Source organism: Brevundimonas sp. KH_025 (genome assembly GCF_057839885.1).
The window spans coordinates 2,217,279-2,243,737 of the sequence record NZ_CM174501.1; the positions used below are offsets into that span (position 1 = coordinate 2,217,279).

Sequence of the window (26,459 nt, forward strand, 5' to 3'; positions counted from 1 at the left end):
GGCCTTTGCGAACGCCTGTCAGCTCCTCATATAGAGAGCCGTGAGCACCGTCCAATCCACAGAATCAGCCCGCGACTTGTCGCTTTCCATTTCGGCCCGCGCGCCGGAAGGCATCGTTCTGGCCGAGAGCGCGGCCAAGCGTCTGGCCAAGCTGGCCGTGACCGAGGGCAAGGCCGTCATGCTGCGCGTCGCCGTCGACGGCGGCGGCTGCTCGGGCTTTCAGTATCGGCTGGAACTTGTCGACGCCGCCGAGGCCGATGACCTGATCATCCGCCGCGACGGTCAGGCGGCGGTGATCGACCCCGTCTCCATCCCCTTCCTCAAGGGGTCAGAGATCGCCTTCGTCGACGAACTGGCGGGGGCGCAGTTCGTGGTGCGCAACCCCAACGCCTCCTCCAGCTGCGGCTGCGGCGTCAGCTTCGCCATCTAAGGCTTCGCTTGGCGCAAGCCGACCGGGCGCCCATGTTTCGATCATGCGCCGCTTGATCTTCATGACCGTGCTGCTGGCCGCCCTGCCTCTGGCCGCGAACGCCCAGACCTGGCCCGGCTGGCCGGGTCCGCCGCCGCCCGGCTACGACCCCGGCTCCGCCATCGCCGACCAGCACCGCCTTGAGATGGACCGTCTGCGCAATCAGGCCGCCGAGCGTGAAGCCCTGGCCCAGCAGCAGCGGCTGCAGACCCAGCTGACGATCCAGCGGCTGCAGGCCGCGCGCCAACCGACGCCGCCCCTGCCCCCGCCGACGGTCTACGCCCCGCGCACCCCGGAACAGGAACGACAGGCCCGCGAAGCCCAAGCGGCCCGGCGCGAGGAGATGACGCGCGGCGTCACCGAGATCGACGCCTGGCTGGACCGCCGCCCGCACTGACCGCCGGTTACAATTGCATCCCTTCCCTGATCCCCGCGTTTCGGCCTAGCTTCGGGCGAGATTTCAGGGCGGAGACGACATCATGCGTTGGCAGGGCGGACGGCGCGGCGGCGGCATCGAGGACCGGCGCGGCATGGGCGGCGGCGCGGTGGCGGGCGGCGGCATCGGGGTTCTGGTGCTGGCGGCCATCGGCTATTTCGTCTTCGGCATCGACCCCACCACGACCCAGCAGGTCGCCAGCCAGTTCGGCGGCGCCAGCCAGTCGGAACAGGCCGGCAAACTCGGCTCGCCCGAGGATCAGGCGGGTCAGTTCGTCGAGGTCATCGGCTCCAACATCAACGACGTGTGGAAGACCAAGCTGCGCGGCTACACGCCGCCGACCACGGTCCTCTACGAGCAAGGCACCCAGACGGGCTGCGGCTTCGGCCAGTCGGCCATGGGCCCCTTCTACTGCCCCGCCGACCAGAAGGTTTTCCTGGATCTGTCTTTCTGGCGCGAGATGGAGACCAAGCTGGGGGCCTCGGGCGCCGACTTCGCCAAGGCCTATGTCATCGCCCACGAGTTCGGCCACCACATCCAGACCCTGACCGGCGCCAGCCAGCAGGTGCAGCGCGCCCAGCAGGCCGCGCGATCACAGGCCGAGGGCAACAAGTATTCCGTCGCGCTGGAGCTTCAGGCCGACTGCTACGCCGGGGTCTGGGCCAGCAACGCCGCCGCCGTCTCCGGCGGTCAGGTGGCTCTGGAGCCGGGCGATCTGGAAGAAGGCATGAAGACCGCCCAGGCCATCGGCGATGATGCGCTGCAACGTCGCGGCGGCGGTCGCGTCTCGCCCGAGAGCTTCACCCACGGCTCCTCGGCCCAGCGGGTCGAATGGCTGCAGCGCGGCTATCAGACCGGCGACCCGGCGGCCTGCGACACCTTCAAGGGGCTGTGACGCCCTAACCCACCGTCAGGTCCATCTGGGGCGAGACGTGCAGACGCCCTCGCCCCAGGTCCAGCACCACGTCGCGATCCTCGAAGGCGGCCACGCCCAGCAGGGCGTCGGGCGCATGGGGCAGAGGCCCGTCGGCGAAGACCGGCACCCCCACCGACCGCCACAGGTCGTCGCCAAAGGTCACGGTCCGCACCTCGATCACCCGCGCCCGCGCCACCCCGCCCAGGACGATGCTGGACCCGACCGCCTCGGTTCGTCCGTCCAGCAGGCCCGCCGCCTCGGCCGCACCCTGGCCAAGCGCGATCAGGGACGAGAAACCCGTGTCGACCACGGCCCGGATCACCGCCCCCTCGACCGTCACCTCGGCGGTCATCGCCGTGCCGCTGCGCTTGACCGCGACAGGTCTCAGGGCTGGCGAAACGACATGATCGCCCGGATCAGTCAGGCGCGCGCGTCGGCGCTTCATGTCCAGCTCCAGCACCGCCTCCCCTAGCAGGTCCTGCCCCAGCACCAGCGGCGCGCCCAGCCCCGCTTCAGCCGCCAGCGGCCCCAGATCGAGGATGGCCGCCCGCAGCGCGCCGACGGTCAGCGATCCGACCGTCACGTCCAGCGTCACCCCGCGTCCGACCTGCGGCTGGCCCCCGACGCCATAGGCCACCATCGGCATGTCGAAGAAACGCGTCAGGCCCAGCGCCTCGACCAGCCCCCGGTCGATCACCGAATACTGGGCGCCGCTGTCGATCAGGGCCGTCACCTCGCGCCCGGCGATCCGCGTCCGCACCGTCGGCGTGGCCGCGTCGGCGACCGCGAACGACAGCCAGCCGCTGCTCCCGCCCTCGGGAAAGGCCAGCGTCGGCCGCCGCCAGATCACATGGTCCTTGAGCCACAGGCCGCCGCCGACAGCGGCCGCGGCGGCGCCCGCGCGGATCAGGAAGGAACGGCGTCTCATCCTGCCTGACATGGACCGGACAGCGACGATGCGCCAGCCCCTCCGACGCCGCAGCGCCCTATCGTCATCTTGTTGCGCGAAACCGCGAAATCGCCTTCGCTGACGCAAAATAATCATGACGAAGCGCCGCCCGACAGCTAGAAACGACCCGTCATGAGCACCTCCCCCGACCGTTACCTTTCGACGCGCGGCGACGCCGCCCCGACCAACTTCGCCGACGCCCTGCTGCGCGGCATCGCGCCCGACGGCGGCCTCTATATGCCGCAGGCCTGGCCGACCCTGCCCGCCGACGCGGCGCGGCCGGGGCGGACCTATGCCGAGATGGCCAAGGAGGCGATTTCCCCCTTCATCGGCGACGCCCTGCCCGCTGGCGCGCTGGATCGCGCGCTGGAGCGGCTGACCAAGGGCTTCGACCACCCGGCGGTGACGCCCCTGGTCGAGCTGGAGCCCGGCCTGTTCGTGCTGGAGCTGTTCCACGGCCCGACCGCCGCCTTCAAGGATCTGGCGATGCAACTGGTCGCCGCCCTGTCGGACGAGGCCCTGGCCGCGACGGGCCAGAAGCTGACCCTGCTGACCGCCACCAGCGGCGACACTGGCGCCGCCGCCGTGCGCGCCTTCGCCGGGGCCGCGCGCATCAATCTGGTCGTCCTGCACCCGCTGGACCGCGTCTCGCCGGTGCAGCGCAAGCAGATGACGACGGTTCAGGCCGACAACGTCCTGAACCTGGCCGTGCGCGGCGACTTCGACGACTGCCAGCGTCTGGTGAAGGGCCTTCTGGCCGAGGAATCCCTGCGCGACGGCCGCCGCCTGTCGTCGGTCAACTCGATCAACTGGGGCCGGCTGGCGGGGCAGATCCCCTACTATGTCTCGGCCACGGCCCAGCTGGGTCAGGCGGCGACCTTCGTCGTCCCGACCGGCAATTTCGGCGACGCCTTCGCCGGCATCGCGGCCAGGAAGATGGGTCTGCCGGTCAACGGCTTCGTCGCCGCCGTCAACCAGAACGACGCCCTGGCCCGCGCCATCAACGAGGGCGTCTATGCCCGCCGCCCCGCCGTCGAGAGCGGCAGCGTGTCGATGGACGTCCAGGCGCCGTCCAACTTCGAACGTCTGGTCTATGAGGCCTCCGGCCGCGACGCCGACGCTGTCCGCGCCGTGTTCGAGACCTTCGCCCGCGACGGCGCCGTCACCCTGTCCCCGGACCTGCTGGCCGCTCTGAAATCGGAAGTCTCCGCCGTCTCCATCGACGAGGCGACGACCCAGGCCGAGATCGCCCACGCCCACGCCGCCTGGGGCCGCGTCGTCTGCCCGCACACCGCCGTGGCCCTGGCCGCCGCGCGCCAACTGGACCGCGCTGACGGCCCCGTCGTCGCCTTGTCGACCGCCCACCCGTCCAAGTTCGGCGCCTTCGCCTCGGACGTGCTCGGCTTCCAGCCCGAACCCGCCCCCGTCATCCGCGCCCTGGGCGACCAGCCCGAGCGCCTGACCATCATCGACAACACGGCCGAGGCGGCGCTGGCGGCGGTGAAGGGCTTCGCGGGCTAGGCCCTAGCCCACCCAGCGGGGGTGACGCGGCTGTCCCTGCGGACATTCCAGCGCCGCCCGGTCCCAGGCCGCCAGATCAGCGGCGGCCTCATAGGTGGCTTCCAGAAAGGCGCAGAGGGCGGCGTCGGGATCGTCCTCGGCCCGCACCGCCGCATAGGGCAGGACAAACTCGCCCAGCCCGGCGTCCCAATGGGCCGCGACCGGCGCTGCAGCCGCCGCTTCAAACCCCGGCGGCGCGGGATAGGCGTAGGCGTAGAAGGACGGCTCGCGCTTGGGATCGCCGGGCCAGAAGCCCGCGCTGGACACCTCGTGCGAATAGGCCTCGCGCGTCACGTCGTCGGGCAGGTTCGGCACCCCGCCCGGATGCAGGGGCGCCCGCCGCCCCGAGAACCGCGTCACGGCCAGATCGAAGGCGCCCCAGAACAGATGGACGGGGCTGCACTTGCCCAGAAACCGGGTGCGGAACAGGTTGAAGACGCGATCCACCTGCACCAGCGCCCGCCAGTAGTCACGCGCGACCTCGGGATCATAGGGACGGAACCGCTCGTCCAGCGGAAAGGGCGTCGCCTCGGCCATCTCGTCCGGCGTCAGGTCGATATGACAGGCCACGCCCAGCGCCGTCAGGGCGTCCTGCGTCTCGTTGTAGAAGTCGGCCACCGTCCCGGATTTCAGCACGATCCGGCGCTCGCCCCCGTCGCTGACGCGGATGACCAGAGCCCCGGCGATGAAGTCGAACTCCATCGAAAAGCCGACGCCGCCATGCGGAATAAGGCCGGTCGTCAGCCCCCGCGCCGAGACCCGCAGCGTCACGTGCCAGCCGTGGTTCAGCCAGGGCGTCTGCGACAGCCGCGTCTTGCCGACGATCTGCGTCCACAACTGCAGCGTCTCCATCGTCGGCCACAGCGCCGCCGCCGACAGTTCGGGCCATGCATTCGCGCGCGCCGCCATCCAAAGCCTCCTCGCCTGCCCCCTGCCTCAAAATCCCGCGCGACGAGATCGTTGCATGGGACGACGTGCGATACGGCCAAAGCGGCGCTGACGGTGGTGACTCGAACTCAGCCTTGCCCGGGAAACGGCGGGCAACTGCCCTCGCTGACGGCATCGTCAGCAACGCGATAGCCGGCCAGGCCATCGCTAACGATTCGAAGCGCCGACTGAGCTGCGTATGAGCCGCCGTTCCTGGCGCGATCACCGAAACAGGCGATGACGCCCTCGGGCGTCCATCGGATGATGCGCAGACTGATCGCCCAATCCCCTGGCCGCTCCAGCGTCGCTACCCCGTCCGCTGTCGCCAGCGCCGTAAAGGACCAGTCACGCGGATGCTTGAGGCCAGCCGCGCGCGCCGGCCCCGTCGAGTTTCGGAACGAGGTGAGATCCAGACGCAACAGGATATCGGCCGCCGACAAGTCCGGCGACGGCGGCGGGATCAGCGCCGCCCCTCCCCAACAGGGCAGCAGCGCCGAAACGGCTCTATGGCCCCAGGCATTATAGGGCCACAAGCCCTGCTTGATCTGCACGAGCGCCCTAGCCCCGTCCACAGCCACGGCCTGAAACTCAAGACGAGTGGCGAACCCGTCCTTCATCGTCGGCGGAAGGGGATCGGACGCCGTCCTCAACGCGGTCGGCGAGATCGGCATGGCCGGCAAGTCGCCGAACGACAGCGCGACGGTGCGCAGCGCCGGGCATTCATCCGATGAAATCCGGTCGACGCGGCCGTCCGACGTTCGCGTCGCTCTCCACCTTCGGGCCTGAACCTCCTGCCGGGTCCGCGCGAGCCGGTTGACGTCCGGTTCGATCATGATGGAATGCGGCAGGGTGTAATACGGATCGCCGTCCACAGTGATCGTCACCATGGCCTCGTCAGGCTGGGCGAGCGCCGAGGTCGTCGGAAGCAGGCTCGCCAACACAAGCGCAAGACAAGAACGCAGATAGGACATCGCGACCGCCTCCAAGGACGCCGCAGTAAGCCCGCAACCTCATTGACTGTCTAGGTAACCATCAGACCGTCTCTTGTGACGGGTCCGAAACCCGCCCTCACCCCTCGTCGCTGAACGGGGGCGGCAGTTGTCCGGCCTTGAAGATGATGCTCGGGTGCTCGTCGTAGTCGCCCATTTCGGTGTCAGCCGAGACGGAGAAGGCGACCACGCCGAGGCGCAGCGGCGCCAGCCGCTCGGCCTTGCGGCGAGCTTCCTCGGCGTCCTTGCAGCCGACCTGCGGCTCGGCGCGAAGGGCGCTGCCTTTGCCCTGAACATAGGCCTGGACGATATAGACGGTTTCGGTTGCCATCCCTCTCCAAGGGGCCTGTTCGGCGCCGGGGTCAACACGGGATTGGGCCGGCGCCGAACTCGCTAAACCGCCTCAGCCGCCTTCCAGTAGTCCAGCCGCCGGAAGAAGGGCGCCGGGTCCTTGGGCGTAACCAGGTTGGCGGGGTCGTGGAACAGGCGGTCGTGCAGACGGGTCAGGGTGAAGCGCACCGCGGCCGCAGCCCCCAGCCCCGGCAGGGCCGCGGCTTCGGCGGGCGTCAGGGGACGCACCGACTCATAGCCCTTCTGGAAGGCGCGCAGGGCCGAGTGCAGCGGCCGCCCCTCGGCGTCGAAGCCCCAGGCGCTCAGCGCGATGGCCAGGTCGTAGGCCAGCACGTCAGTGCAGCCGAAATAGAAGTCGATCACCCCGCCGATGTCGCTCTTGCCGTGCTCGTTCGTGGCGAACAGGACGTTGTCGGGGAAGTAGTCGGCGTGGATCGCCCCGCGCGGCAGGGCGGGATCGCTCCACGGCTCGGCCAGACGCGGCAGCAGGGCCTTGATCTGATCCAGCATCTTGCGGTCGACGCCTTTCGCCGCGCCATCGCAGCGTGCGGCCAGCGCCGCCCAGGCCTCTGGCCCGACCGGGTTCTGGCGCTCCAGCGTAAAGTCGGCGGCGTCGAGGTGCAGCAGGGCCAGCACCTGTCCGGCGCGATACTGCTCCTTGTCCGAGGGCTGGCGCTTCCAGGCGCCCGGCGCCCAGTTCAGGACGGCGGCGGCGCGGCCGTTCAGATGACCGATCAGTTCGCCCTGACGGTCCGCCACCGGCGACGGCGTGGGGAAACCGCGCGCCGCCAGATGCCGGGTCAGACCCAGGCAGAACGGCAGCGAGGCCGCGTCCGTCCGCCCCTCGAACAGGGTCAGGACATAGGCGCCTGTCGTCGTTTCCAGCTTGTAGTTGGTGTTCTCGACCCCCTCGGCGATCGGCGTCAGCGCGACCAGATCGCCCAGGGGGTAACGCATGAGATAGTCGGCGGCCTGATCCGGCGTGACGGGCGTGAAGACAGCCATGTTCAGGCCAGCTCCGCCGCCGCGCGACGGGCGCGCACCACGTCGGCCACATCGGCCAGCACGCTCTCGGTCGTGGCCCAGCGCCCGGCGCCGCGCCCCTTGCACGTCCAGACGCGACCGTCCTGACCATAGACTTTCAAGGCGTTGCGCTCTCCGTTCAGCGACTGAAACAGCGCGTCTTTCAGGTCGCCGTCAAGCCGGACCGAGGCCTCCAGACCACCGTCGCGATCATGACACGCGCCGATCTGGCGCACCGGCAGCTCGCCCAGCGGCGTCTCGGCCGACAGCTCGTCGCGCGGCAGGTCGGCGGGGGCGCGGCCAAAGGCCTCGAACGACAGCAGCTTCACCTTGGCGGCGGCGTCGTGGCCCTCCAGATCCGAGGACGGGTCTTCCTCGGCGAAGCCCGCTGCGCGGGCGTCGGCCAGGGCGTCGGCGAAGGCCGCGCCCTCGCCCAGACGTTGCAGCATGAAGTTGACCGTGCCGTTCAGCACCGCCTCGAACCCGGCGACGGGACCGGCGGCGCGGGCGGCGCGCAAGGTCTCGATCATCGGCGCGCCGCCGCCGACCGAGGCCGACCAGGCGACACGACAGCCGTTGGCGGCGGCCAGGGCCTGAAGGCCGGCCGGGTCGCGGGCCACGGCCTGCTTGTTGGCGCTGACCACGTCGCAGCCGGCTTCCAGCGCACGACGGATCAGGGCGTGGCCGGCCTCGCCTTCCGACAGGGCCTCCAGCACCAGATCCGGCTTCTGCGCCAGCAGAGCCTCGACATCATTGGTGAACAGCTCGGCGGGCGCGGACACGTCGCGCGCCTTGCCCGGATTGCGCACCAGAACCCCGACCACCTCATAGCGCTTGTCGGGCAGCAGACGGTTCAACAGGCCGCCGCCGACGACGCCGCAGCCGGCCAGAGCCACGCGCAGCGGCGCGTTCGACTGCACCGGGCCGGGAGGGGCCCCGCGCTCGCCGACCACCGTGCCCTCGGCGCGGCCCAGGGCGGCGACCTCGATCTCGACCCCGCGCGCCTCGCCCAGGTCGATGGCGTCATGCTGAACCAAGGCCCCGCCGAGACGACGCGCCGTCTCCCAGCTGGCGCGGCGATAGCGCAGCGGCGTGCCGGTTTCGCAGGCCGGATCGCGGTCGTAGAGGCCGTCCACGTCCTTCACCAGACGCACCCGGTCCAGCCCCAGCTCGGCCGCCAGAACCACCGCCGTCAGGTCCGATCCGCCGCGGCCCAGCAGGGCCACCCGGCCGTTCGCCCGCACCCCGCCGAAGCCCGGCACCACCACCACCTCGTGCTCGGCCAGGGCGTCATGCAGGTGCTCGCCCTTCAGGCTGACCGGGCGGGCGTGTTGCGCCGGTCCCTCGACCACGATGCCCAGTTCCCGCACCGACAGACCCACCGCGTCCAGACCCACCCGGTCGCAGGCGATGGCGACCAGGGCCGCCGCCTTCTCCTCGCCCAGCACGACATAGGCGGGCAGCAGTTCGTTCTCGTGATCCAGACCCAGCGAGCGGGCGTCGGCCAGCAGCCGGTCGGTGTGGCCCGACAGGGCCGAAACCACCGCCACCACCTTCCGCCCGGCGCGGACGTGGCTGTAGATTTCCGAGGCCACGGCGGGCGCCTCGGCGGCGTTGCGCAGGACGGACGAACCGAATTTCAGCACCACCACGTCGGCGGCCGGCGCGACGACGGGGGCCGCTTGCTGTTTCTGTTTATCGGCGACGAGAGCGAGAGAGGCGGGCATTGGGGTGATCCTGAAGGCGGGGTCTGGGGAGGATTTCGGGGTGGGCTCGGGCCATAAAAAAACCCGCCCGGGGGTCCGGGCGGGGTGATCGGTTTTTGCGTTTCTCGCCTAGGCGGCGCGCATCATCCGGTCCCCGCCCGCGAGGGCATGGTGGTGGTACCGGTGGTCGTAATCATGGACGCGACGAGGCCCGTCGCCGAGGCGGCGAAGCGGGTCATCTGCGAGAGGGCGAGGCGGTCAAGCACAGGCGGCGTCCGGTTGAAATCTGGCCTCAGGGTGTTCCACGACCCCGCACCGCGTCAACCCCCGAAAGAACAATTTTTGCTTGAGCGGCCCACAAAAGCGCGATTTCACCTCCGTGCCGCGCATCATCGCCAAAATGAGGTGAATTTTTCCGCTTGACCGGCGCCCTTCGCATCCGCAACGTAAGGTCACTCATCAAGACCGGCTGAGGGATTAGGCCCTTTGACGCCGGGGCAACCATCGGGTTCCGCCCGAAACGGTGCCAACTCCTGCGGGGTTTTCAGGGCGACCTGGAAACCGCGAGAGATGGGTGGAGCATCGACGAGGCGACGCTCCACGGTCTGTCACTGCATGGGTTCCTTGGCGAGCCGTTTTGCTGAGTGACCGAGACCCATGACCCTGGCCCTGATCGACCCCATCGCCCCCGCCGAAGAGCCCGCCTGTCGGGCCGATTCAGCGCGCCGTCCGTCCGAGCTGCTGCAGCGCGACGGGGCCCATGACGTCTTCGTCCCCATCCCCGACGGCTTCCCCCTGGATTTCGGCGGAACCCTGAACCAGAAGCAGATCGTCGGCCGTCTGCACGGCAAGGCCAACGCCCCCCTGATCGTCGTGGCCGGCGGCATCTCCGCTGACCGCTATGTCCACCGCACCGAGACCAAGGGCCTGGGCTGGTGGTCGGGCGCGGTGGGCGTCCGCGCCCCCATCGACCTGACCCGCTTCCGCGTCCTGGCCTTTGATTTCGCGCCGGAATTCGGTGAAGGCGTCAAGGATCCGAAAGCCCCGCTGACCATCACCACCCAGGATCAGGCGCGGCTGCTGGCCCTGCTGCTGGATCATCTCGGCGTCGAGAAGGTCGCGGCCTTCATCGGCTGCTCCTACGGCGGCATGATCGCCCTGGCCTTCGGCGAGCTTTTCCCCGACTGGGCCGAGCAGCTGGTGGTGGTGTCCGCCGCCCACCGCCCTCACCCGCTGGCGACGGCCTGGCGCGGGATCCAGCGCCGCATCCTGCAGCTGGGCCTGGAGACCGGCCGCGTCGATCAGGCCGTCGGCCTGGCCCGCGAACTGGCCATGACCACCTATCGCACCCCCGACGAGTTCGGCGAGCGCTTCGATTCCGAAGCCCCCAGCCACGCCGGTCAGGCCTATCCCGTCTGCGACTATCTGACGGCGCGCGGCCGGGCCTATCGCGACCGCACCACGCCGTCGCGCTGGCTGACCCTGTCGGACTCCATCGACCGCCACCGGGTCGAGCCCGAGGCCATCAGCGCCCCCGTCACCCTGGTCGGTTTCACCAGCGACCGCCTGTGCCCCATCGACGACATGAAGGAGCTGGCCGCGCGCCTGCCCAACCTCTGGCGCTTCGTGGAATCCCCCTCCCTCTACGGCCACGACGCCTTCCTCAAGGAAGACGTTCTGGTCGCTGAAATCCTGACTTCCGTACTGAAGGACATCGATCAATGAGCCGCGCCCGCCCCGCCGATCCCCGCACCATCGCCGCCCGTTCGGGCGTGGATACGGACACGGCCCACGGCGCGGTCATGCCGCCGCTGTACCTGTCGTCCAACTATTCCTTCGCCGGCTTCGACCAGAAGCGGAAGTACGACTATTCGCGCTCGGGCAACCCGACCCGCGACGTCCTGGCCGAGACCCTGGCCGAACTGGAAGGCGGCGCCGGCGCCGTCATCACCGCCACCGGCATGGCCGCGGTCGATCTGCCGCTGTCGCTGCTCAACCCCGGCGAGCTGCTGATCGCGCCGCACGACTGCTACGGCGGCACCCACCGGCTGCTGTGCGCCCGCGCCAGGAAGGGTCATTTCCGCGTCGCCTTCGTCGATCAGAACGACGGCGCGGCGCTGGACGCGGCCCTGGCCGACGGGGCCAAGCTGGTGCTGATCGAGACCCCGTCCAATCCGCTGCTGCGCGTGGTGGACGTGGCCGATGTCTGTCGTCGCGCCCACGCCGTCGGGGCCAAGGTGGTGGCCGACAACACCTTCCTGTCGCCCGCCCTGCAACGCCCGCTGGAGCTGGGGGCCGACATCGTGGTCCACTCGACCACCAAATACATCAACGGCCACTCCGACGTGGTCGGCGGCGCCGTGATCGCGGCGGATCCGGCCGACCACGCGGAACTGGCCTGGTGGGCCAACTGCCTGGGCGTCACCGGCTCGCCGTTCGACGCCTACCAGACCCTGCGCGGCCTGCGCACCCTGTTCACCCGCGTCGAGCGCCAGCAGGCGACCGCCGCCCTGGTCGCCGCGGTGCTGGAGCAGCATCCGGCGGTCAAGGCCGTCCACTATCCGGGCCTGACCTCCCACCCCGGCCACGCCCTGGCCCTGCGCCAGCAGTCGGGGCCGGGCGCCATGCTCAGCTTCGAACTGAACGGCGGGACCGACGCCGTGCGCGACCTGATCGAGGGCTTGGACATCTTCACCCTGGCCGAGTCCCTGGGCGGCGTCGAAAGCCTGATCGCCCACCCCGCCACCATGACCCACGCCGCCATGACGCCCGACGCCCGCGTCGTCGCGGGCATCACCGACGGCCTGATCCGCCTGTCGGTCGGGCTGGAGCATCAGGACGACATCCTGGCCGACCTGGTTCAGGCGCTTGACGCCCTGGTGCTGAAACAGGCGGCCTGATGTGAAAAGGCCCTCTCCGGCGAACCGGAGAGGGCCATGACTTCAGTCGCGCAGCCGGCCTTCTCAGGCTGCGAAGCGCGCCAGGCGTTGCTGCTGGCCGCGGGCGTCCATCGCCGCGTCTTCCAGCGAGAACTGCCCCATCATCCGGTCCAGTTCACGCGCGTCCTGGGCCAGCGAATGGCTGGCCGCCGTCGATTCCTCGACCATCGCAGCATTTTGTTGAGTGACCTGATCCATCTGGGCCACGGCGATGTTGACCTGCTGCAGGCCGCTGGACTGCTCCTGCGACGAGGCGACGATCTCGCCGGTGATGGCGGTGACGCGCTCGATCTGGCCGCCGATCCGCTTCAAGGCCTCGCCGGTGTCGCCGACCAGTTGCACGCCCTCGCCGACCTGACGGCTGGAGTCCGAGATCAGGGTCTTGATCTCCTTGGCGGCCTCGGCCGAGCGCTGGGCCAAGGCGCGGACTTCCGAGGCCACGACGGCGAAGCCGCGACCGGCGTCGCCCGCACGGGCGGCTTCGACGCCCGCGTTCAGGGCCAGCAGATTGGTCTGGAAGGCGATCTCGTCGATGACGCCGATGATGTTGCCGATCTCGTTCGAGGAACGCTCGATCTCGCCCATGGCGGTCACGGCGCGACCCACGACGGCCTGCCCCTGAACCGCTTCGCTGCGGGCGGCCTTGACGACGCTGCCGGCCTCGACAGCGTTCTCGGCCGAGCGCGACACGGTGGCGGTGATCTGTTCCAGGGCGGCGGCGGTTTCTTCCAGCGAAGCGGCCTGCTGCTCGGTGCGACGCGACAGGTCGTCCGACGCCTGGCTGATCTCATGGGCGCTGGCGCCGATGGCGCTGGAGCGGTCGACAATGGCGCTCATCACGTCCTGCAGCTTGCTCATGGCTCCGTTGAAGTCGGCGCGGAGCTTTTCGTATTCGGGCGCAAAGCGCGTGTTCAGGCGGAAGGCCAGCTGGCCGTTCGACAGACGGTCGAGGCCCGAAGCGATGCCGTCCACGACCTCGGCCTGCTGGCGCGCCGTTTCGGCGTCGCGTTCAGCCTGAGCGAGGCGGGCGCGCTCGGCGGCGGCGCGCTGAACCTCGGTCTCGGCTTCCAGGCGCACCTTCTCCTCGCCGTTCTGTTTGAAGGTCAGGACGGCGTCGGCCATGTGGCCGATCTCGTCGCGACGGCCGACGGCGGGGATGGCGACGCTCAGGTCGCCACCCGCCAGCCGCGCCATGGCCCGCGTCATGGCCTCGATCGGGCGGCTCAGCGCGCCGATCAGCCAGGCAACGGCGCCCAGGGCGATGACCAGGGCCAGGGCGCCGCCGATGGCGAAGCTCCAGTAGGCCCCCATGTAGGCCGACGTCTTGGCCTCGGCGCGTGCGGCGGCCAGGACGCCTTCCTTCTCCTGAATGGCCTTGATGGCGGCGCGCAGGTCCGACAGGCGAGCGGCGTCCTTGAGGTGAGCCAGGGCCTGGGCATGGGTCGCGGGGTCGCGCGCCAGTTCGATCACACCCTGAGCGCTGCCATGAAAGGCGATGTCGGCCGCCTTCAGCGCATCCTGCTCCGGGCGATAGGCGGCGGTCGCGTCGGCGGCGGCCAGATCGGCCAGACGCGCGGTGAAGACCTGACCTGCATCCTCATATTTGCCGATGAACTCCTGATCGCGCGTGGCGACATAGCCGCGCAGGGCGTTCTGCTGCTCGACCGCCGAAGCCAGGATCAGGTCCGTCGCCTTGAAGATCTCGTTCGAGGCCGCATCGGCGGCGTCGGCGCGCTGAAGCGCAGCCACGCTCCACAATACGACCATGGTCGCCATCCCGCAGGCGCCGATGACGGCGGCGAAGGACAGCATCAGCTTCTTGGGGACCGACAGGTTCTGCAGCATTTCTACGCTCACGGAGGGGGGACTGTAGCTCCGTTTCTTATGTGCCGCAGTTCGCCAAAGCCTTATCGTCCGACAGCGGAAATCTACGTAGTGGCGCCTACAACGCCTTCCACACCACCGACAGGGCGGTCAGCAGCAGGTAGCCAGCGAAGGCCTTTCTCAGCACCTTGCGATTCAGCCGGTGCGCCAGCCGCGCGCCATAGGGGGCGGTCAGCGCCGTCAGCAGCCCCATGATCACCGCCGCCGGCACGTTGACGTAACCCAGCGACAGCGGCGGCCGCCCCGGCGCGTCCCAGCCGAAGACGGCGAAGCCCAGGGCCGCCGTCGCCCCGATGGCCAGACCGAAGCCCGAGGCCGTCGCCACCGCCTGATGGATGGGCCGCCCGCACAGGGTCATGGTCATGCCGCCGAAACTGCCGCCGCCGACGCCCATCATGGCCGACAGCAGGCCGATGCCCGTCCCGACCCCGCGCCGTCCCCAGCCGGTCGGCAGGTCTTTTCTCAGGGTGACGTGTTCAGGCAGCAGCCCCATCTGCATGGCGATCAGCAGCAGGCAGACGCCATAGACGACGGCGAGCCCCTCCATCGAGGTGAAGCCCGCGATCGCCGCCCCGACCAGGCCGCCGAACGCCACCCAGGGCGTCCAGGTCTTCAAGACCGTTTCGTCCACCGCCCCGTGCGCCCGGTGCGTCGCCAGCGACCGCAGCGAGGTGGCGACGATGGTCAGCAGCGAGGTGCCGATGGCGACGTGCAGATTGCTCTCGCCCCCCACGCCCAGCACCGAAAACGCATAGAAGAGCGCCGGCACCAGCACCGTCCCGCCGCCGACCCCGAACAGGCCGCCGATCACCCCCGCCAGCGCGCCCGCCGCGATCAGGGCGGCGAACATCATGGCCAGTTCGGACAGGGGCAGAGCGCTCATAGCTTGGGCATAGCGGTCTGATGTCGCCCCGTCAGCCTCGATCTCTTTCCTCCCCATGCAACGGGGAGGGGGACCGCGTAGCGGTGGAGGGGCCTATGACGGCGGACCAAGCAGCCCCTCCGTCACGTCGCCTTCAGCGCCGCGCCACCTCCCCACACAGTGGGGAGGAGAAAGAAACTCAGGCCGCTTCTTCGGACTGGCCCAGCCGCGCCTGCCGCGCCTCGGCTTCGCGCACGGCCTCGACCGCGCGGTCCACGACCTCAAGCCCGGCCCCGGCCTTGACGCCCTCGACGGTCAGGATGCGGCGGAAGGCGCGCGCCCCGGCCCGGCCGTGCATCAGGCCCAGCATATGCCGCGCCATGCCCGCCAGATGCGCGCCCTCGGCCAGCCGCCCGGCCATATAGGGACGGTAGCGTTCGATGGCGGCGAAGGGATCGACGTCCTCGACATCCAGACCGAAGACGCGGCGGTCCACCTGCCCCAGCAAGGCCGGCTCATGATAGGCGGCCCGGCCCAGCATGACCCCGTCCAACTGCACGCCGTCGGCGTCGTCCAGATGGGCCTCGGCCTGATCCAGATCGCCGATGCCGCCGTTGATGCAGATGGTCAGATGCGGCCGCTCGCGCTTCAGACGGCGCACCAGATCATAGTCCAGCGGCGGCACATCGCGGTTTTCCTTGGGCGACAGGCCCTTCAGCCAAGCCTTGCGCGCATGGACGACGAAGCTGGTGATCCCGACCGCCGCCGACGCGTCGACCGTGGCGAACAGGCTCGCCAAGGGGTCCTGATCATCGACGCCGATGCGGCATTTGACGGTGGCGGGGACGCTGACCGCGCCCTTGATGGCCGCCATGCAGTCGGCCACCAGTTCCGGCTCGCGCATCAGGCAGGCGCCGAACTTGCCCGACTGCACCCGATCCGAGGGGCAGCCGACGTTCAGATTGATCTCGTCATAGCCGTAGGCCTCGCCGATCCGCGCCGCCTCGGCCAGCTGCGCCGGGTCCGACCCGCCCAGTTGCAGCGCCACCGGATGCTCGACCGCGTCAAAGCCCAGCAGCCGCTCGCGGTCGCCGTGGATCACCGCCAGGGCCGTGACCATCTCTGTATAGAGCAGCGCCCGGCTGCTCAGGGCGCGGTGAAACGCCCGGCAGTTGCGGTCGGTCCAGTCCATCATCGGGGCGACGGACAGTCTGTGCGGCGGATGTTGCGTCATGACCTCAAGGGCGCGGCGGTTCGGGCGATCGCCGCGTCCTATAGGGCGAACCGGCCGAAAACGCGACCGGCGTGCGGCGAACCTAGCCGCGCGCCACCTGGAAGCCGGCGAAGGACTGGCTGACCGGCATCAGCTCCAGGCTGTTGATGTTCAGATGCGCCGGCAGGGTGGCGACCCAGAACAGGGTCTCGGCGATGTCCTCGCCGGTCATCGGCTGGGCGCCGCCGTAGAGGGTGTCCGACGCGGCCTGATCGCCGCCGGTGCGGACCAGGGTGAACTCGGTCTCGGTCATGCCCGGCTCGATCGAGGTGACGCGCACCCCCGTGCCGTGCAGGTCCGAACGCAGCCCCAGCGAGAACTGGCGCACAAAGGCCTTGGTCCCGCCATAGGCGTTGCCGCCCTTGTAGGGATAGTTGGCGGCCACCGAACTGATGTTCAGGATGGCGCCCTTGCGCGCGATCAGGCGCGGCAACAGACGCCGGGTGATGGTCACAAGGCCGGTGATGTTGGTGTCGATCATCTGCCGCCACTGATCCAGGTCGGCGTCCTGGGCCGCGGCCGTGCCCAGGGCCAGGCCGGCGTTGTTCAGCAGCAGGTCGATGTCGCCGAAGCCTTCGGGCAGGGCCGCCAGCGCCGCGTCGATGGCGGCCTCGTCGCGCATGTCGAAGGCGGCGGCGTGGACCTTGTCCGCGCCCAGTTCGGCGACCAGGGCGTCCAGACGATCCTGACGACGGCCGGTGGCGACCACCTTCCAGCCGGCGCCGACGAAGCGGCGCGCCGCCGCCTGACCGATGCCCGCCGTCGCGCCGGTGATCAGAATCGTGCCGCTCATGTCCGCTCCGCCTTCAGGAATTTCGAGGCAGGCTTAGTCCCTGACCAGCCCGCCGTCGACCACCAGTTTCCGCCCCTTCCGAAGGGCCAGCCGCAGACTTCGACGAACAAGGGTTGAATTTAGGCAAAGCACTAATTAGCTCTTCTCCTATGAACAGCCTGTTCAAAGCCCTGTCGCATCCGGTGAGGCGCCGCATCATCGCCATGCTGCGGTCCGGCCCCCTGTCTTCGGGCCAAATCGCCGCCGCCTTCGACATGAGCTGGCCCACCGTCACGGGGCATCTCAACGCCTTGAAGGAGGCCGAACTGGTCAGCACCGAACGCGACGGCCAGTCGATCCGCTATCGGCTGGAGATCTCGGCGGTGGAGGAAGCCCTGGCCTTCCTCATGGACCTGAGCGGAACGGGCAAGACGGACGAGGAGGAGGAATAGATCATGAAGACCAACGCACTGGGCTGGCTGGACGCCGCCTCCATCGCCTTGACGGCGGCCATACTGTCGCTGGCCGTCTGGATCGGAATCGCCGGCCCAACGACGCCGATTCCCATCCATTTCAATCTGGCCGGAGAGGCGGACGGCTGGGCGCCGCGCGAACAAGTCGCCTGGATGGTCGGCCTCCTGGCGATCGTTGCGGCGGCGACCCTGGGCGGATGCGCCGTCTACGCGCGCAGGGCCGAAGACCTCGCCCGTCGCCGCAGCCTGCAAGCGGGACAACTGGTCAGCCTGCTGGCTCTGGCCGGATGCACGGCCCTGATCGCCCTGCCCCTGCTCACCGCCACCCCGCCGAGCCAAGGTCTGCACATGGCGCTCATGGCTCTGCTGTTCCTGGCGATCGGTGCCTTCCTGGGCCGCGTCGGCCCCAATGTGGCGGTCGGCGTCCGCACGCCGTGGACCTACAAGAGCAAGCTGGCATGGGAGCGCTCCAACCGCCTGGCGGGCCGCCTGCTCTTCTGGCTGGGTCTGGCGGGCTTGATCGCCGCGCCCTTCGCGCCCCAGCCCCTGGGCTTCAGCCTGATGATCACCGGCGTCCTGATCGCCGCCGTCTGGTCGATCTTCGAAAGCTGGCGCGTCTGGCGCACCGATCCCGACCGCCAACCCTTCTGATCCCTGAACCCTGACGACGGAGACAAGCATGCTGACCCTCGCCGCCGCCCTACTGCTCTCGCCGGTTTCGACGCCCGTCGAACTGGCCTCCAGCCCCGCGCCCCTGCACGGCGCCCTGCTCACGCCCGAGGGCCAGACGCGCGTCGCCGCCGTCATCCTGCCCGGCTCCGGTCCCACCGACCGCGACGGGGACAGCGCCCAGTTCGGCGTCCGCGCCGCCCCCTACCGCCTGCTGGCCGAGGGTCTGGCTCAGCGCGGCGTCGCCACGGTCCGCATCGACAAGCGCGGCATCGGCGAGAGCGCGGCGGCGGGTCCGGCCGAGGCCGACCTGCGTTTCAGCACCTATGCCGACGACGCCCGCGCCTGGGCCGCCGAGGCGGCGGCGAAGACGGGCCGTCCCTGCGCCTGGCTGATCGGCCACAGCGAGGGCGCGCTCATCGCCCTAGCCGCCGTCGCCCCAAACCGCAACGGAGAGGGCGACAACAAGGTCTGCGGCCTGGTCCTTCTGTCCGGCGCCGGACGCCCGGCGGGCGTGGTGCTGCGCGAGCAACTGGCGGCAGGCCTGCCCGAACCCCTGAAGACCCGCGCCTATGAGGTCCTGGCCGAGCTGGAGGCTGGCCGCACCGTGGCCGATCCGCCCGCCGAACTGGCCGCCCTGTTCCGCCCCTCGGTCCAGCCCTACCTGATCTCATGGCTGACGCTGGACCCGGCCAAGCTCGCCGCCGCCTACGACGGCCCCATCTTCGTCGGCCAGGGCACGACGGATATTCAGGTCAGCCTGACCGACGCCGAGGCCATCAAGGCGGCCCAGCCCCGCGCCGAGCTGGTCGTCTGGGACGGCGTCAACCACGTGCTGAAAACCGCGCCGACCGAGCGCGCCGCCAATGTCGCCACCTACATGGACCCGGCCCTGCCGCTGGCCCCCGGCGTGGTCGAGGCGGTGGCGACGTTTGTGCTGAAGTAGGACCCCTTCTCCCCTTGAGGGAGAAGGTGGCCCGTCAGGGCCGGATGAGGGGTGTCGGCTCAACGTTGAAGAGGCGGCCGCGAACCCAGCTTCCTCGCACCCCTCATCCGTCAGGCTCCGCCTGCCACCTTCTCCCTCAAGGGGAGAAGGAAGGCTCAGCCGTCCAACTCCGCCCTTGCCTGTTCGGCCAGATCAAAGAACCGCCGACGCACCTCAGCCGCGTAGGGGTTGTCGTGTTCGATGGCGCGGAACACGGCCGCGCTGTCGTGGCGGACCATGTCGACGCCCTGCATGACGCGCTCGAAACTGGCCGTGGTCATCCGCGTCGGCAGCGGCTCCATGGCCAGCAGGACCTTGGCGATCAGGTGGGTCAGGCCCTGCACCGTCGCCGCCTCGCGGTCGTGATCCTCGGGCGTGACGACGAAGACTTTCAGCCCCAACGCCTTGCGACAGAAGGCCCCCACCCGCCACGCCGCCTTGTCGCCGCGCACCGGGCAGACGGCGATGCGCAGGCCGGCGATGCCGTCCTTGCCGCTCTGCGGGCCGAACAGGGGATGGGTGCCGACGATCTGAACGCCTTCGGGCAGCCCCTCCAGCATCACCTGCGCCGGCTTCACCTTCACCGAGCCGACGTCGAGGATCAGGGCGTCCGGCGTCACATGCGGCGCGATGGCTGCAACCGTCTCGACCAGAACCCCGACCGGCACGGCCAGCACCACCACCGGACAGGCGGCGGCCTCCTCCAGCGTCGTCAGCCGGGCCAGCCCCTCGCCGTCGCTCGCCGCCGGATCGTGGGCGAGGATGTCGAACCAGGGTGCCAGATGTCGCGCCGTCAGCCGCCCGAAGGCGCCGAAGCCGATCAGGCCGAGTATCGGGCGCGGCGCGCTCACCCCGCCAGAGTCTCCTGGAACCGCACCGGACGGCCATGCGCCTGGCCGATCAGTTCACCGTCCTTCATCACCACCCGGCCGCGCACGATGGTCGCCACCGGCCAGCCGGTCGTCTCGAAGCCGTCGAAGGGGGTCCAGCCGCAGCGGCTGGCCTGCTGGTCGTGGGTGATGGTCTTCTTCGCCTTCAAATCCACAATGGTCAGGTCGGCGTCATAGCTGACGGCCATCCGTCCCTTGTTGGCCGTGCCGAACACCCGCTGCGCTCCGCCCGAAGTCAGGTCGATGAAGCGTTCCAGCGACAGACGGCCCTCGGCGACGTGCGTCAGCATCAGCGGCACCAAGGTCTGCACCCCCGGCATCCCCGACGGCGAGGCCGGATAGGGCTTGGACTTCTCTTCCTTGGTGTGCGGCGCGTGGTCCGAGCCGAGCACGTCGGCCACGCCCTGTTGCATGCCCCACAGCCACAGGGCGTCGACGTGCTCCTGCGAGCGGATCGGCGGGTTCATCTGGGCATAGGCGCCGAGCCGCTGATAGGCCTCGGGCGCGACCAGAGTCAGGTGCTGCGGCGTGATCTCGACGGTGGCGACATCCTTGTGGAAGCGCAGGAACTCCATCTCGTCGCGCGTCGTGACGTGCAGGACGTGGATGCGCGCGCCGGTTTCCTTGGCCAGTCCGACCAGACGGCGCGTGGACATGATGGCGCTCTCGGCGTCGCGGACCTCGGGGTGGCTGGTCCAGTCGCCGGTGCGGGCCAGACTGCGGCGCTCGACCAGTCGGTATTCGTCCTCGGAGTGGAAGGTGGCGCGGCGGCGCACGTTCGACAGGACCTTGCGCACCCCCTCGTCGTCGGCGATCAGCAGGTCGCCGGTCGAGGCGCCCATGAAGACCTTGACCCCGCAGCAGCCCGGCAGACGCTCCAGATCGGCCAGATGCTCGGCGTTCTCATGCGTGCCGCCGACGTAGAAGGCGTGGTCCGTCCACATCCGGTCCCTGGCCCGCACCAGCTTGTCGGCCATGGTGTCGGGATCGGTGGTGTTGGGATTGGTGTTCGGCATCTCGAACACGGCGACGACCCCGCCCAGAGCCGCCGCGCGGCTGCCGGTCTCCAGATCTTCCTTCCACTCCAGACCCGGCTCGCGGAAATGGACCTGGGTGTCGATGACGCCCGGCAGGACGGTCAGGCCGGTGGCGTCGAACACCTCGCCCGCCGAGGCCTGGGACAGGTCGCCGATGAAGGCGATGCGGCCGTCGATGACGCCGACGTCGGCCTTGCCGCGTCCCGCATGGTTGGCGACTTCGCCGCCCCGCACGATCAGGTCATAGGTCTGGGTCATTGGCATCTCCTGAGGTCGAGGCGCTTATGCGCGCTGGGCGCCCGAACGCGCAAGCCGACGGAGGACTTCGTCAAAGCCCTCCCCCTCGAGGGGGGAGGGTTGGGTGGGGGTGAAGGCAAGCGGCTTCCCGGTAAAGAGCAGGAGGCGCCTCATGCGCCTGTGCAGGCGAGATCGTGCGAACACCCCCATCCCCGGCCCTTCCCCCCTCGAGGGGGAAGGGAGATAGTGGGTGAACTAGTCGGCCAGTTGCACCAGCAGCTTCTTCGACGCCTTCAGCACCCGCTCATAGGGCAGGTCCATCATGTGCTGGATGTGCTGGTTCAGGCGCGGGTCCAGGTCGATGAACTCCTGCAGGCTGCGCGGGCCGCGCACCGCCACCCCGGTCCAGGGACGACGCAGCACCTCGTCCGAAGGACCGAACACGCCCACCGCCGGCACGCCCGCCGCCACCGCCAGCTGGGTCCACAGCGAGTCGCCGCCGATATAGAAATCAGCCCGCGACAGGGCCGCCACCGTCTGCAATCGCGTCAGCCGCCCCTGCAGCTCGATGACCCGCTCGCGCTTGACGGCGAAGCGGATCGAATGGGCCGCGTCGCGGTCGGCCTCTTCGCCGACGATCATCAGCCGCCCGCCGGCCAGAGGCCCGTCCTCGCCCAACAGCGACAGGGCCACCTTGGCGTAACGGTCGGCGGGCCAACGCTTGCCGATCCAGTCCACGCCCGGCCCGATGGCCAGGATCGGGCCGGTACCCGGCGGGATCAGGGCGTCAGCGGCTTCCTGCGCATCGCGCCCGACGAACAGCCTGGGCGCCGGAATCTCGTCCAGTTGCAGCACCCGCGCCGCCTGCTCGACCAGATGCACGTCCGGCAGGACCTTGCCCTTCACCGCCCGCTTCTGGCGCCGCAGCTTGCCCGACAGGGTCGAGCCGCGCATGTCGACCACCAGCCCCCAGTTGGTCTCGCGCACCTGGTTCCACAGGGCGATCCAGTCCCAGCGCCCGTCGCGGTCCAGAACGATCAGCCGCTCCAGCCGCGGCAGGTCGGCGAACAGCGGCGCGCTGGCCGGCGAACCGACGACGGTGAAGGTGGCGTGCGGAATGGCCTCGACCAGATGGGCGAGCATCCCCGACGAGAGGACCGCCTCTTCAGCGTCCGCCTCGGCGATATAGAGGATCGGGAAACGCCCATGCATGAAATAAGCCTAGAGGGATTCTCTACGGAATTCAGCGTAGATGCGATGAGAGAGCGTCACGAGGATGCTGGTCGCAGCGGGCCGGCGGCCTCATAGAGAGTTTCATACGCGAGTCGGCGCCAGCTTGTCCGCGATAGGGATGCGTCTGAGTTGATCGAGCAATACGGATGGTCTGACCTGCTGGCGAAGGCTTTTGCGCCGCACGCGCGCGCCGGCCACACGCCCGGGCGCGTCGTTCTCCAGCAACGGGACGGCTATCTGGTCGTCACGGATCAGGGTGAGCTGCGGGCCAAGGCTTCCGGCCGCCTGCTGCATGAGGCCAAGGAAATCGGCCACCCCGCTGTCGGCGACTGGGTGGCCCTGTCGCAGACCCCGCAGGAACGCACCGGCGTCATCCAGGCCATCCTGCCGCGGAGTACGGCCTTTATCCGTCGAGCGGCGCACAGCTCGCGCGGGCTGCAGATCATCGCCGCCAATATCGATGTCGCCTTTGTCGTCACCTCGATGAACGCCGACCTCAACCCTCGCCGGATACAACGCTATCTCGCCGCCGTATGGCAGAGCGGCGCCCGGCCGGTTGTGGTGCTGACCAAGTCCGACCTCTGCGATGATCCGCAGGCTCAGGTCGCCGAGATCGCGGCCCTGGCGACAGACTGTCCGGTGCTCATGGTCTCGGCCCGGCAAGGCCTCGGCCTCGACGCCCTGCTCGCCCAGGTCAAGCCCGGCGAGACCTGCGTGCTCATCGGCTCGTCCGGCGTGGGCAAGTCCAGCCTGGTCAACGCCTTCCTGAACGAGGACCGGATGGCGACCCAGGCCATCCGCGAGGCCGACGACCAGGGGCGCCACACCACCAGCCACCGCCAATTGATCCTCCTGCCTGGCGGCGGGATGATCATCGACACGCCCGGCATTCGCGAAGTCGGTCTGATCGACGCCGAAGAGGGCCTCGACACGGTGTTTGACGACATCGAGCGCCTGCCCCAGGACTGTCGCTTCAACGACTGCAGCCACGCCAACGAGCCCGGTTGCGCCGTGCGCGCGGCGCTTGAAAGCGGCGCACTCGACCCCGAGCGCTGGGGCCACTTCCAGAAGCTGAAGCTTGAACTGGCGGCCGCCGAGGAAAAGGCTGAACGGGTCGCCAAGGACGCCGAACGCCGTCGCCTCGCGGGCCTGCAGAAGCATTACCGCGCCACCAAGAGGAACGACCGGGGCCTCCGCGATTGATCTTGCGGAGGGGGCGTCGCCATGCCCCCGGTCACGAACGGTTCAGTTTTGCAGAAACTAGGCGGCGCCCGTCGGCAAACGGGTTAGGTGGGGGGATACAGTTCCAAGAGAGACGCCCATGCCCGCCTATACCATCGTCACCACCAGCGCGACCGAAGGCAGCGAGGCGGCCGAGGTCAACACGCTTTCCGACGAGTTCGTCGATGTCAGCGAAGCCCTGGGCTACTCGCGCCGCATGGCCGAAGAGATGGTCGGCATGGCCGGTCAGCTGCTGCTGGACTTCGACTACAGCAATATCGGCCTCTACGACGGCGACCTGATCGACGAGGATCTCGACCCGGAGCACGCCGCCTTCATCGGCATGTGGGTGCTGGACCATGAAGGCGCCGCCTTCGTTCCGGCTGACGAATTCCGGGACAGCGTCACCGACGCCGAACTCGCCTAACCGGACGTTCGCGCTCTGTTGGCGCAAGGCGAGCGGCCCGCGCATTTCCGCTCGCCTTGCGCTACACCCTGCGCATGAGCCTCCCCCTTCTTCCTGACCGGACCTGCGGCGGCTGCGTCGAGTGCTGTCGCGTGATCCCGCTGAACCTGCCCGAACTGGCCAAGCCGACGGGCGAGTTGTGCGGCTATTGCGTCGATGGGGCGGGTTGTTCGGTGCATGAGGTGCGGCCCCAGACCTGCCGCGTCTGGTTCTGCCTGTGGCGGGCGGTCGAGCTGTCCGACGACTGGCGGCCCGACCGCAGCGGCGTCATCATCCGTCCCGACGGCGTCGATAGGGGCGAGATCACCCTCTATGTCCTGCGCCGCTCGGACTTCCTGGCCGGCATGGACTTCTTCGCCACGGTCGCCGGCTGGATCGCCGAAGGGATCGAGGTGGCCCTCAGCGTGCCCGGCCCGGTCGGGACCTATCCGGCCCGCGCCGTCGTCACCGACTGGCTGCGCCCGGCGATCGAGGACGGCGATCCCGAAGGCTTCGTCGCCCGCGTCATCGCCTCGCTGGACAGGCTGGCCGAGCACGACTTCCAGCCGGACGGCGTCACGGCGCGGTATGCGGTGGTGTAGCCGCCCTCCCCTCCCTATCTTGGCCGTATGTCCATCGCCCGCCTCGACAGCCGCGCCCTGATCCGCGTCACCGGCCCTGACGCCCGTCCCTTCCTGCACAATCTGCTGACGCAGGACGTGGAGACGCTCGAACCCGGAGCGCTGCGCTTCGGCGCCCTCTTGTCCCCGCCCGGTCGGCTGCTGTTCGACCTGTTCCTGTGGGGCGAGGAGAACGGGGTGGTGCTGGACGTCGCAACTGAGCGGCGCGACGCCCTGGTCCAGCGTTTGTCGATGTACAAGCTGCGCTCCAGCGTCGAGGTCATGCCCATCCCCGACGCCGTCTTCGTCGCCTGGAACCAGACGCTAGAGGGCTTCGTCGCCGACCCCCGCCTGCCCGACCTGGGCGGGCGCCGCTGGGGCGATCAGTGCGAGACGAACGCGACCGAGGCCGACTGGCAGGCGCACCGTCTGACCCTGGGCGTGCCCGACCCGACGGCGGACACGCTGCTGGACAAGACCTATCCCATCGAGGCCGACTTCGACCTGCTGAACGGCATCGACTTTCACAAGGGCTGCTTCATCGGTCAGGAGACCACCTCGCGCATGAAGCGGCGCGGCACGATCAAGAACCGTATGATGGCCATCGCCTTCGACGGCCCCGCCCCCGAGCGCGGCGTCGAGGTGCTGAACGGCGAACTTCGCGCCGGCGAGGTCATGACCGGCGCCGACGGCCGCGCCATCGCCCTCATGCGTCTGGACCGTCTGGAGGGCGAATTGAGCGTCAACGGACGCCCCGTGCGCGTCGAAAAGCCCGTCTGGATCCCTGATTTTCAAGGCTAATTTCGGCGAAAAGGAAAATCTGCTTGTCATGATGTAAAAGTCGCTTGACGCAAAACACAGTGTTGGTAAAGTTCACTTGTCACAACGACAGGGGAGCTTGTCATGAACACCGCAACCAAGACGACCGCCGCCGCCAAGAAGAAGATGGACGACCTGACGGTCGGCCTGTGCGCCCTCACCGCGGTCGGCGTCAGCGCCACCGCCGCCACCCCCTTCTGGCCCGCGGCCTGGGGTCAGGCCCCGTCGATCGGCGTGGTCGTCCTGGCCGCTGGCCTGGCCGTCTTCCTGGCCCTGCACAGCCTCTACTGGTGGCGCGGTCTGGATGAGGCCGCCCAGGAAGCCCACAAGTGGGCCTGGTGGTGGGGCGGCAACCTGGGTTTTGTCATCGGCGGCGCCGGCATCGTGGCCGCATCTCTGGCCGGCATAGAGTTGCCGCCGCACGACGTCGCGCACACTGACTCCGTCCTGATCGCCGTCGGCGCGCTCGCCGTTATCGCCGCCCAGGCCGTCGGCTACGTCATCGCCTGGTGCGGCTGGTGGATGGCCCGCCGATGAGCAGTGATTTCGTGAACCGCCTCAAGGTCTGCCGCGCCGAGCGCAACTGGACCCAGGCCGACCTCGCCGAACAACTCGGCGTCTCCCGTCAAACCGTTCAGGCGCTGGAAAAGGGCCGCTACGACCCCTCCCTGCCTCTGGCCTTCCGCATCTCCCGCCTCTTCGGCCGACCGATCGAAGCCATCTTCGGTCAGTGATCCCGGCAGGCCCAGCGCCCGCCGCCCCTCAAGAACACAC

The 26,459-nt window shown here is 69.3% G+C and carries 28 protein-coding genes and 1 riboswitch; of the genes, 15 read left to right on the plus strand and 13 right to left on the minus strand.

What is annotated here, in order from left to right:
* Positions 1-76 precede the first annotated feature (76 nt).
* The 3 genes from erpA to ypfJ all read left to right on the plus strand — a co-directional run bounded on the left by erpA (position 77) and on the right by ypfJ (position 1,800).
* Positions 77-430, plus strand: coding sequence for an iron-sulfur cluster insertion protein ErpA (gene erpA / locus AC3IS2_RS10965; RefSeq protein WP_489197800.1), 354 nt, complete (start codon positions 77-79; stop codon positions 428-430).
* A 43-nt stretch (positions 431-473) separates the two neighbouring features.
* A complete protein-coding gene (locus tag AC3IS2_RS10970; RefSeq protein ID WP_489197801.1) occupies positions 474-866 on the plus strand; it encodes a hypothetical protein in 393 nt (130 codons plus the stop codon).
* Positions 867-948: 82 nt separating this feature from the next.
* Positions 949-1,800, plus strand: coding sequence for a KPN_02809 family neutral zinc metallopeptidase (gene ypfJ / locus AC3IS2_RS10975; RefSeq protein ID WP_489197802.1), 852 nt, complete (start codon positions 949-951; stop codon positions 1,798-1,800).
* A gap of 4 nt (positions 1,801-1,804) precedes the next feature.
* Here ypfJ and AC3IS2_RS10980 read toward each other — a convergent pair whose 3' ends face one another.
* Positions 1,805-2,749 carry an aspartyl protease family protein gene (locus AC3IS2_RS10980; protein WP_489197803.1) on the minus strand — a complete coding sequence of 315 codons (945 nt, stop codon included), beginning with the start codon at positions 2,747-2,749 and terminating at the stop codon, positions 1,805-1,807.
* A 153-nt stretch (positions 2,750-2,902) separates the two neighbouring features.
* Between AC3IS2_RS10980 and thrC the strand changes: the two genes are divergently transcribed.
* Positions 2,903-4,291 (plus strand): threonine synthase, encoded by a 1,389-nt coding sequence (gene thrC / locus AC3IS2_RS10985; protein WP_489197804.1) that lies wholly within the window; start codon positions 2,903-2,905, stop codon positions 4,289-4,291.
* A 3-nt stretch (positions 4,292-4,294) separates the two neighbouring features.
* Here the strand turns inward: thrC and AC3IS2_RS10990 are convergent, their stop codons facing one another.
* The 5 genes from AC3IS2_RS10990 to AC3IS2_RS11010 form a co-directional block, all read right to left on the minus strand.
* Positions 4,295-5,239, minus strand: a complete 945-nt coding sequence (locus AC3IS2_RS10990; RefSeq protein ID WP_489197805.1) for a DUF5996 family protein — start codon at positions 5,237-5,239, stop codon at positions 4,295-4,297.
* 107 nt (positions 5,240-5,346) lie between these two features.
* A complete protein-coding gene (locus AC3IS2_RS10995) occupies positions 5,347-6,228 on the minus strand; it encodes a hypothetical protein (RefSeq protein WP_489197806.1) in 882 nt (293 codons plus the stop codon).
* Positions 6,229-6,325: 97 nt separating this feature from the next.
* Positions 6,326-6,577: a hypothetical protein gene (locus AC3IS2_RS11000; RefSeq protein WP_489197808.1), complete on the minus strand. Its 252-nt coding sequence runs from the start codon at positions 6,575-6,577 to the stop codon at positions 6,326-6,328.
* Positions 6,578-6,639: 62 nt separating this feature from the next.
* The gene (gene thrB, locus AC3IS2_RS11005; RefSeq protein ID WP_489197809.1) at positions 6,640-7,602 is read right to left on the minus strand and encodes a homoserine kinase; all 963 of its coding nucleotides are present in this window, start codon (positions 7,600-7,602) and stop codon (positions 6,640-6,642) included.
* A gap of 2 nt (positions 7,603-7,604) precedes the next feature.
* Positions 7,605-9,347, minus strand: coding sequence for an amino acid kinase family protein (locus AC3IS2_RS11010; RefSeq protein ID WP_489197811.1), 1,743 nt, complete (start codon positions 9,345-9,347; stop codon positions 7,605-7,607).
* Positions 9,348-9,779: 432 nt separating this feature from the next.
* Positions 9,780-9,903: riboswitch (SAM riboswitch) on the plus strand.
* Between the two features lie 80 nt (positions 9,904-9,983).
* Between AC3IS2_RS11010 and metX the strand changes: the two genes are divergently transcribed.
* The gene (metX, locus tag AC3IS2_RS11015; RefSeq protein WP_489197812.1) at positions 9,984-11,051 is read left to right on the plus strand and encodes a homoserine O-succinyltransferase MetX; all 1,068 of its coding nucleotides are present in this window, start codon (positions 9,984-9,986) and stop codon (positions 11,049-11,051) included.
* Positions 11,048-12,226 (plus strand): cystathionine gamma-synthase, encoded by a 1,179-nt coding sequence (gene metB, locus AC3IS2_RS11020; protein WP_489197814.1) that lies wholly within the window; start codon positions 11,048-11,050, stop codon positions 12,224-12,226. Before metX ends, metB begins: the two co-directional genes overlap by 4 nt.
* A gap of 63 nt (positions 12,227-12,289) precedes the next feature.
* Here the strand turns inward: metB and AC3IS2_RS11025 are convergent, their stop codons facing one another.
* The 4 genes from AC3IS2_RS11025 to AC3IS2_RS11040 form a co-directional block, all read right to left on the minus strand.
* Positions 12,290-14,110 (minus strand): methyl-accepting chemotaxis protein, encoded by a 1,821-nt coding sequence (locus AC3IS2_RS11025; protein ID WP_489197816.1) that lies wholly within the window; start codon positions 14,108-14,110, stop codon positions 12,290-12,292.
* A 97-nt stretch (positions 14,111-14,207) separates the two neighbouring features.
* The gene (locus AC3IS2_RS11030) at positions 14,208-15,032 is read right to left on the minus strand and encodes a sulfite exporter TauE/SafE family protein (RefSeq protein ID WP_489197817.1); all 825 of its coding nucleotides are present in this window, start codon (positions 15,030-15,032) and stop codon (positions 14,208-14,210) included.
* A 178-nt stretch (positions 15,033-15,210) separates the two neighbouring features.
* On the minus strand, positions 15,211-16,245 hold the full coding sequence (gene dusA, locus AC3IS2_RS11035; RefSeq protein WP_489197819.1) for a tRNA dihydrouridine(20/20a) synthase DusA: 1,035 nt from the start codon (positions 16,243-16,245) through the stop codon (positions 15,211-15,213).
* An 82-nt stretch (positions 16,246-16,327) separates the two neighbouring features.
* The gene (locus AC3IS2_RS11040; RefSeq protein WP_489197821.1) at positions 16,328-17,077 is read right to left on the minus strand and encodes an SDR family NAD(P)-dependent oxidoreductase; all 750 of its coding nucleotides are present in this window, start codon (positions 17,075-17,077) and stop codon (positions 16,328-16,330) included.
* A 149-nt stretch (positions 17,078-17,226) separates the two neighbouring features.
* Between AC3IS2_RS11040 and AC3IS2_RS11045 the strand changes: the two genes are divergently transcribed.
* Genes AC3IS2_RS11045 through AC3IS2_RS11055 form a run of 3 tightly spaced genes read left to right on the plus strand, consistent with a single transcriptional unit; the run spans position 17,227 to position 19,144 of the window.
* Positions 17,227-17,508 (plus strand): metalloregulator ArsR/SmtB family transcription factor, encoded by a 282-nt coding sequence (locus AC3IS2_RS11045; RefSeq protein WP_489197822.1) that lies wholly within the window; start codon positions 17,227-17,229, stop codon positions 17,506-17,508.
* Positions 17,509-17,511: 3 nt separating this feature from the next.
* Positions 17,512-18,180, plus strand: coding sequence for an SdpI family protein (locus AC3IS2_RS11050; protein ID WP_489197823.1), 669 nt, complete (start codon positions 17,512-17,514; stop codon positions 18,178-18,180).
* A 28-nt stretch (positions 18,181-18,208) separates the two neighbouring features.
* Positions 18,209-19,144, plus strand: coding sequence for an alpha/beta hydrolase (locus tag AC3IS2_RS11055; protein WP_489197825.1), 936 nt, complete (start codon positions 18,209-18,211; stop codon positions 19,142-19,144).
* A 155-nt stretch (positions 19,145-19,299) separates the two neighbouring features.
* On the opposite strand, the gene AC3IS2_RS11060 is transcribed toward AC3IS2_RS11055, so the two are convergent.
* From AC3IS2_RS11060 to AC3IS2_RS11070, 3 genes are all read right to left on the minus strand, one after another.
* The gene (locus tag AC3IS2_RS11060) at positions 19,300-20,034 is read right to left on the minus strand and encodes a prephenate dehydrogenase/arogenate dehydrogenase family protein (protein WP_489197826.1); all 735 of its coding nucleotides are present in this window, start codon (positions 20,032-20,034) and stop codon (positions 19,300-19,302) included.
* The gene (locus AC3IS2_RS11065; protein ID WP_489197828.1) at positions 20,031-21,368 is read right to left on the minus strand and encodes a dihydroorotase; all 1,338 of its coding nucleotides are present in this window, start codon (positions 21,366-21,368) and stop codon (positions 20,031-20,033) included. Before AC3IS2_RS11065 ends, AC3IS2_RS11060 begins: the two co-directional genes overlap by 4 nt.
* Positions 21,369-21,602: 234 nt before the next feature.
* Positions 21,603-22,559: a glycosyltransferase family 9 protein gene (locus AC3IS2_RS11070; protein WP_489197829.1), complete on the minus strand. Its 957-nt coding sequence runs from the start codon at positions 22,557-22,559 to the stop codon at positions 21,603-21,605.
* A gap of 150 nt (positions 22,560-22,709) precedes the next feature.
* Here AC3IS2_RS11070 and rsgA point away from each other — a divergent pair, with 150 nt between their 5' ends.
* The 6 genes from rsgA (at position 22,710) to AC3IS2_RS11100 (ending at position 26,419) form a co-directional block, all read left to right on the plus strand.
* The gene (rsgA, locus tag AC3IS2_RS11075) at positions 22,710-23,783 is read left to right on the plus strand and encodes a ribosome small subunit-dependent GTPase A (RefSeq protein ID WP_489197831.1); all 1,074 of its coding nucleotides are present in this window, start codon (positions 22,710-22,712) and stop codon (positions 23,781-23,783) included.
* A gap of 118 nt (positions 23,784-23,901) precedes the next feature.
* Positions 23,902-24,228 (plus strand): hypothetical protein, encoded by a 327-nt coding sequence (locus AC3IS2_RS11080; protein WP_489197832.1) that lies wholly within the window; start codon positions 23,902-23,904, stop codon positions 24,226-24,228.
* A gap of 74 nt (positions 24,229-24,302) precedes the next feature.
* A complete protein-coding gene (locus AC3IS2_RS11085; protein WP_489197834.1) occupies positions 24,303-24,848 on the plus strand; it encodes a hypothetical protein in 546 nt (181 codons plus the stop codon).
* A 27-nt stretch (positions 24,849-24,875) separates the two neighbouring features.
* Positions 24,876-25,667, plus strand: coding sequence for a CAF17-like 4Fe-4S cluster assembly/insertion protein YgfZ (gene ygfZ / locus AC3IS2_RS11090; protein ID WP_489197835.1), 792 nt, complete (start codon positions 24,876-24,878; stop codon positions 25,665-25,667).
* Between the two features lie 102 nt (positions 25,668-25,769).
* Positions 25,770-26,222, plus strand: a complete 453-nt coding sequence (locus tag AC3IS2_RS11095; protein WP_489197836.1) for a hypothetical protein — start codon at positions 25,770-25,772, stop codon at positions 26,220-26,222.
* Positions 26,219-26,419 (plus strand): helix-turn-helix transcriptional regulator, encoded by a 201-nt coding sequence (locus AC3IS2_RS11100; protein WP_489197838.1) that lies wholly within the window; start codon positions 26,219-26,221, stop codon positions 26,417-26,419. The genes AC3IS2_RS11095 and AC3IS2_RS11100 overlap by 4 nt, the downstream gene beginning before the upstream one ends.
* Positions 26,420-26,459: the final 40 nt, after the last annotated feature.

What these genes read in the sequence shown, in the direction of transcription:
- AC3IS2_RS11085 (WP_489197834.1), top strand. Translation starts at nt 24,303, where the DNA reads ATGAGCCTCCCCCTTCTTCCTGACCGGACCTGCGGCGGCTGCGTCGAG.
- AC3IS2_RS11030 (WP_489197817.1), bottom strand. Translation starts at nt 15,032, where the DNA reads ATGAGCGCTCTGCCCCTGTCCGAACTGGCCATGATGTTCGCCGCCCTG.
- thrB (WP_489197809.1), bottom strand. Translation starts at nt 7,602, where the DNA reads ATGGCTGTCTTCACGCCCGTCACGCCGGATCAGGCCGCCGACTATCTC.
- AC3IS2_RS11095 (WP_489197836.1), top strand. Translation starts at nt 25,770, where the DNA reads ATGAACACCGCAACCAAGACGACCGCCGCCGCCAAGAAGAAGATGGAC.
- AC3IS2_RS11100 (WP_489197838.1), top strand. Translation starts at nt 26,219, where the DNA reads ATGAGCAGTGATTTCGTGAACCGCCTCAAGGTCTGCCGCGCCGAGCGC.
- metX (WP_489197812.1), top strand. Translation starts at nt 9,984, where the DNA reads ATGACCCTGGCCCTGATCGACCCCATCGCCCCCGCCGAAGAGCCCGCC.
- AC3IS2_RS10980 (WP_489197803.1), bottom strand. Translation starts at nt 2,749, where the DNA reads ATGAGACGCCGTTCCTTCCTGATCCGCGCGGGCGCCGCCGCGGCCGCT.
- AC3IS2_RS11070 (WP_489197829.1), bottom strand. Translation starts at nt 22,559, where the DNA reads ATGCATGGGCGTTTCCCGATCCTCTATATCGCCGAGGCGGACGCTGAA.
- ypfJ (WP_489197802.1), top strand. Translation starts at nt 949, where the DNA reads ATGCGTTGGCAGGGCGGACGGCGCGGCGGCGGCATCGAGGACCGGCGC.
- metB (WP_489197814.1), top strand. Translation starts at nt 11,048, where the DNA reads ATGAGCCGCGCCCGCCCCGCCGATCCCCGCACCATCGCCGCCCGTTCG.
- AC3IS2_RS11055 (WP_489197825.1), top strand. Translation starts at nt 18,209, where the DNA reads ATGCTGACCCTCGCCGCCGCCCTACTGCTCTCGCCGGTTTCGACGCCC.
- AC3IS2_RS11025 (WP_489197816.1), bottom strand. Translation starts at nt 14,110, where the DNA reads ATGCTGCAGAACCTGTCGGTCCCCAAGAAGCTGATGCTGTCCTTCGCC.
- AC3IS2_RS11000 (WP_489197808.1), bottom strand. Translation starts at nt 6,577, where the DNA reads ATGGCAACCGAAACCGTCTATATCGTCCAGGCCTATGTTCAGGGCAAA.
- AC3IS2_RS11010 (WP_489197811.1), bottom strand. Translation starts at nt 9,347, where the DNA reads ATGCCCGCCTCTCTCGCTCTCGTCGCCGATAAACAGAAACAGCAAGCG.
- AC3IS2_RS11050 (WP_489197823.1), top strand. Translation starts at nt 17,512, where the DNA reads ATGAAGACCAACGCACTGGGCTGGCTGGACGCCGCCTCCATCGCCTTG.
- thrC (WP_489197804.1), top strand. Translation starts at nt 2,903, where the DNA reads ATGAGCACCTCCCCCGACCGTTACCTTTCGACGCGCGGCGACGCCGCC.
- AC3IS2_RS11045 (WP_489197822.1), top strand. Translation starts at nt 17,227, where the DNA reads ATGAACAGCCTGTTCAAAGCCCTGTCGCATCCGGTGAGGCGCCGCATC.
- AC3IS2_RS11065 (WP_489197828.1), bottom strand. Translation starts at nt 21,368, where the DNA reads ATGACCCAGACCTATGACCTGATCGTGCGGGGCGGCGAAGTCGCCAAC.
- AC3IS2_RS11080 (WP_489197832.1), top strand. Translation starts at nt 23,902, where the DNA reads ATGCCCGCCTATACCATCGTCACCACCAGCGCGACCGAAGGCAGCGAG.
- AC3IS2_RS10990 (WP_489197805.1), bottom strand. Translation starts at nt 5,239, where the DNA reads ATGGCGGCGCGCGCGAATGCATGGCCCGAACTGTCGGCGGCGGCGCTG.
- dusA (WP_489197819.1), bottom strand. Translation starts at nt 16,245, where the DNA reads ATGACGCAACATCCGCCGCACAGACTGTCCGTCGCCCCGATGATGGAC.
- AC3IS2_RS10970 (WP_489197801.1), top strand. Translation starts at nt 474, where the DNA reads ATGCGCCGCTTGATCTTCATGACCGTGCTGCTGGCCGCCCTGCCTCTG.
- AC3IS2_RS10995 (WP_489197806.1), bottom strand. Translation starts at nt 6,228, where the DNA reads ATGTCCTATCTGCGTTCTTGTCTTGCGCTTGTGTTGGCGAGCCTGCTT.
- AC3IS2_RS11040 (WP_489197821.1), bottom strand. Translation starts at nt 17,077, where the DNA reads ATGAGCGGCACGATTCTGATCACCGGCGCGACGGCGGGCATCGGTCAG.
- ygfZ (WP_489197835.1), top strand. Translation starts at nt 24,876, where the DNA reads ATGTCCATCGCCCGCCTCGACAGCCGCGCCCTGATCCGCGTCACCGGC.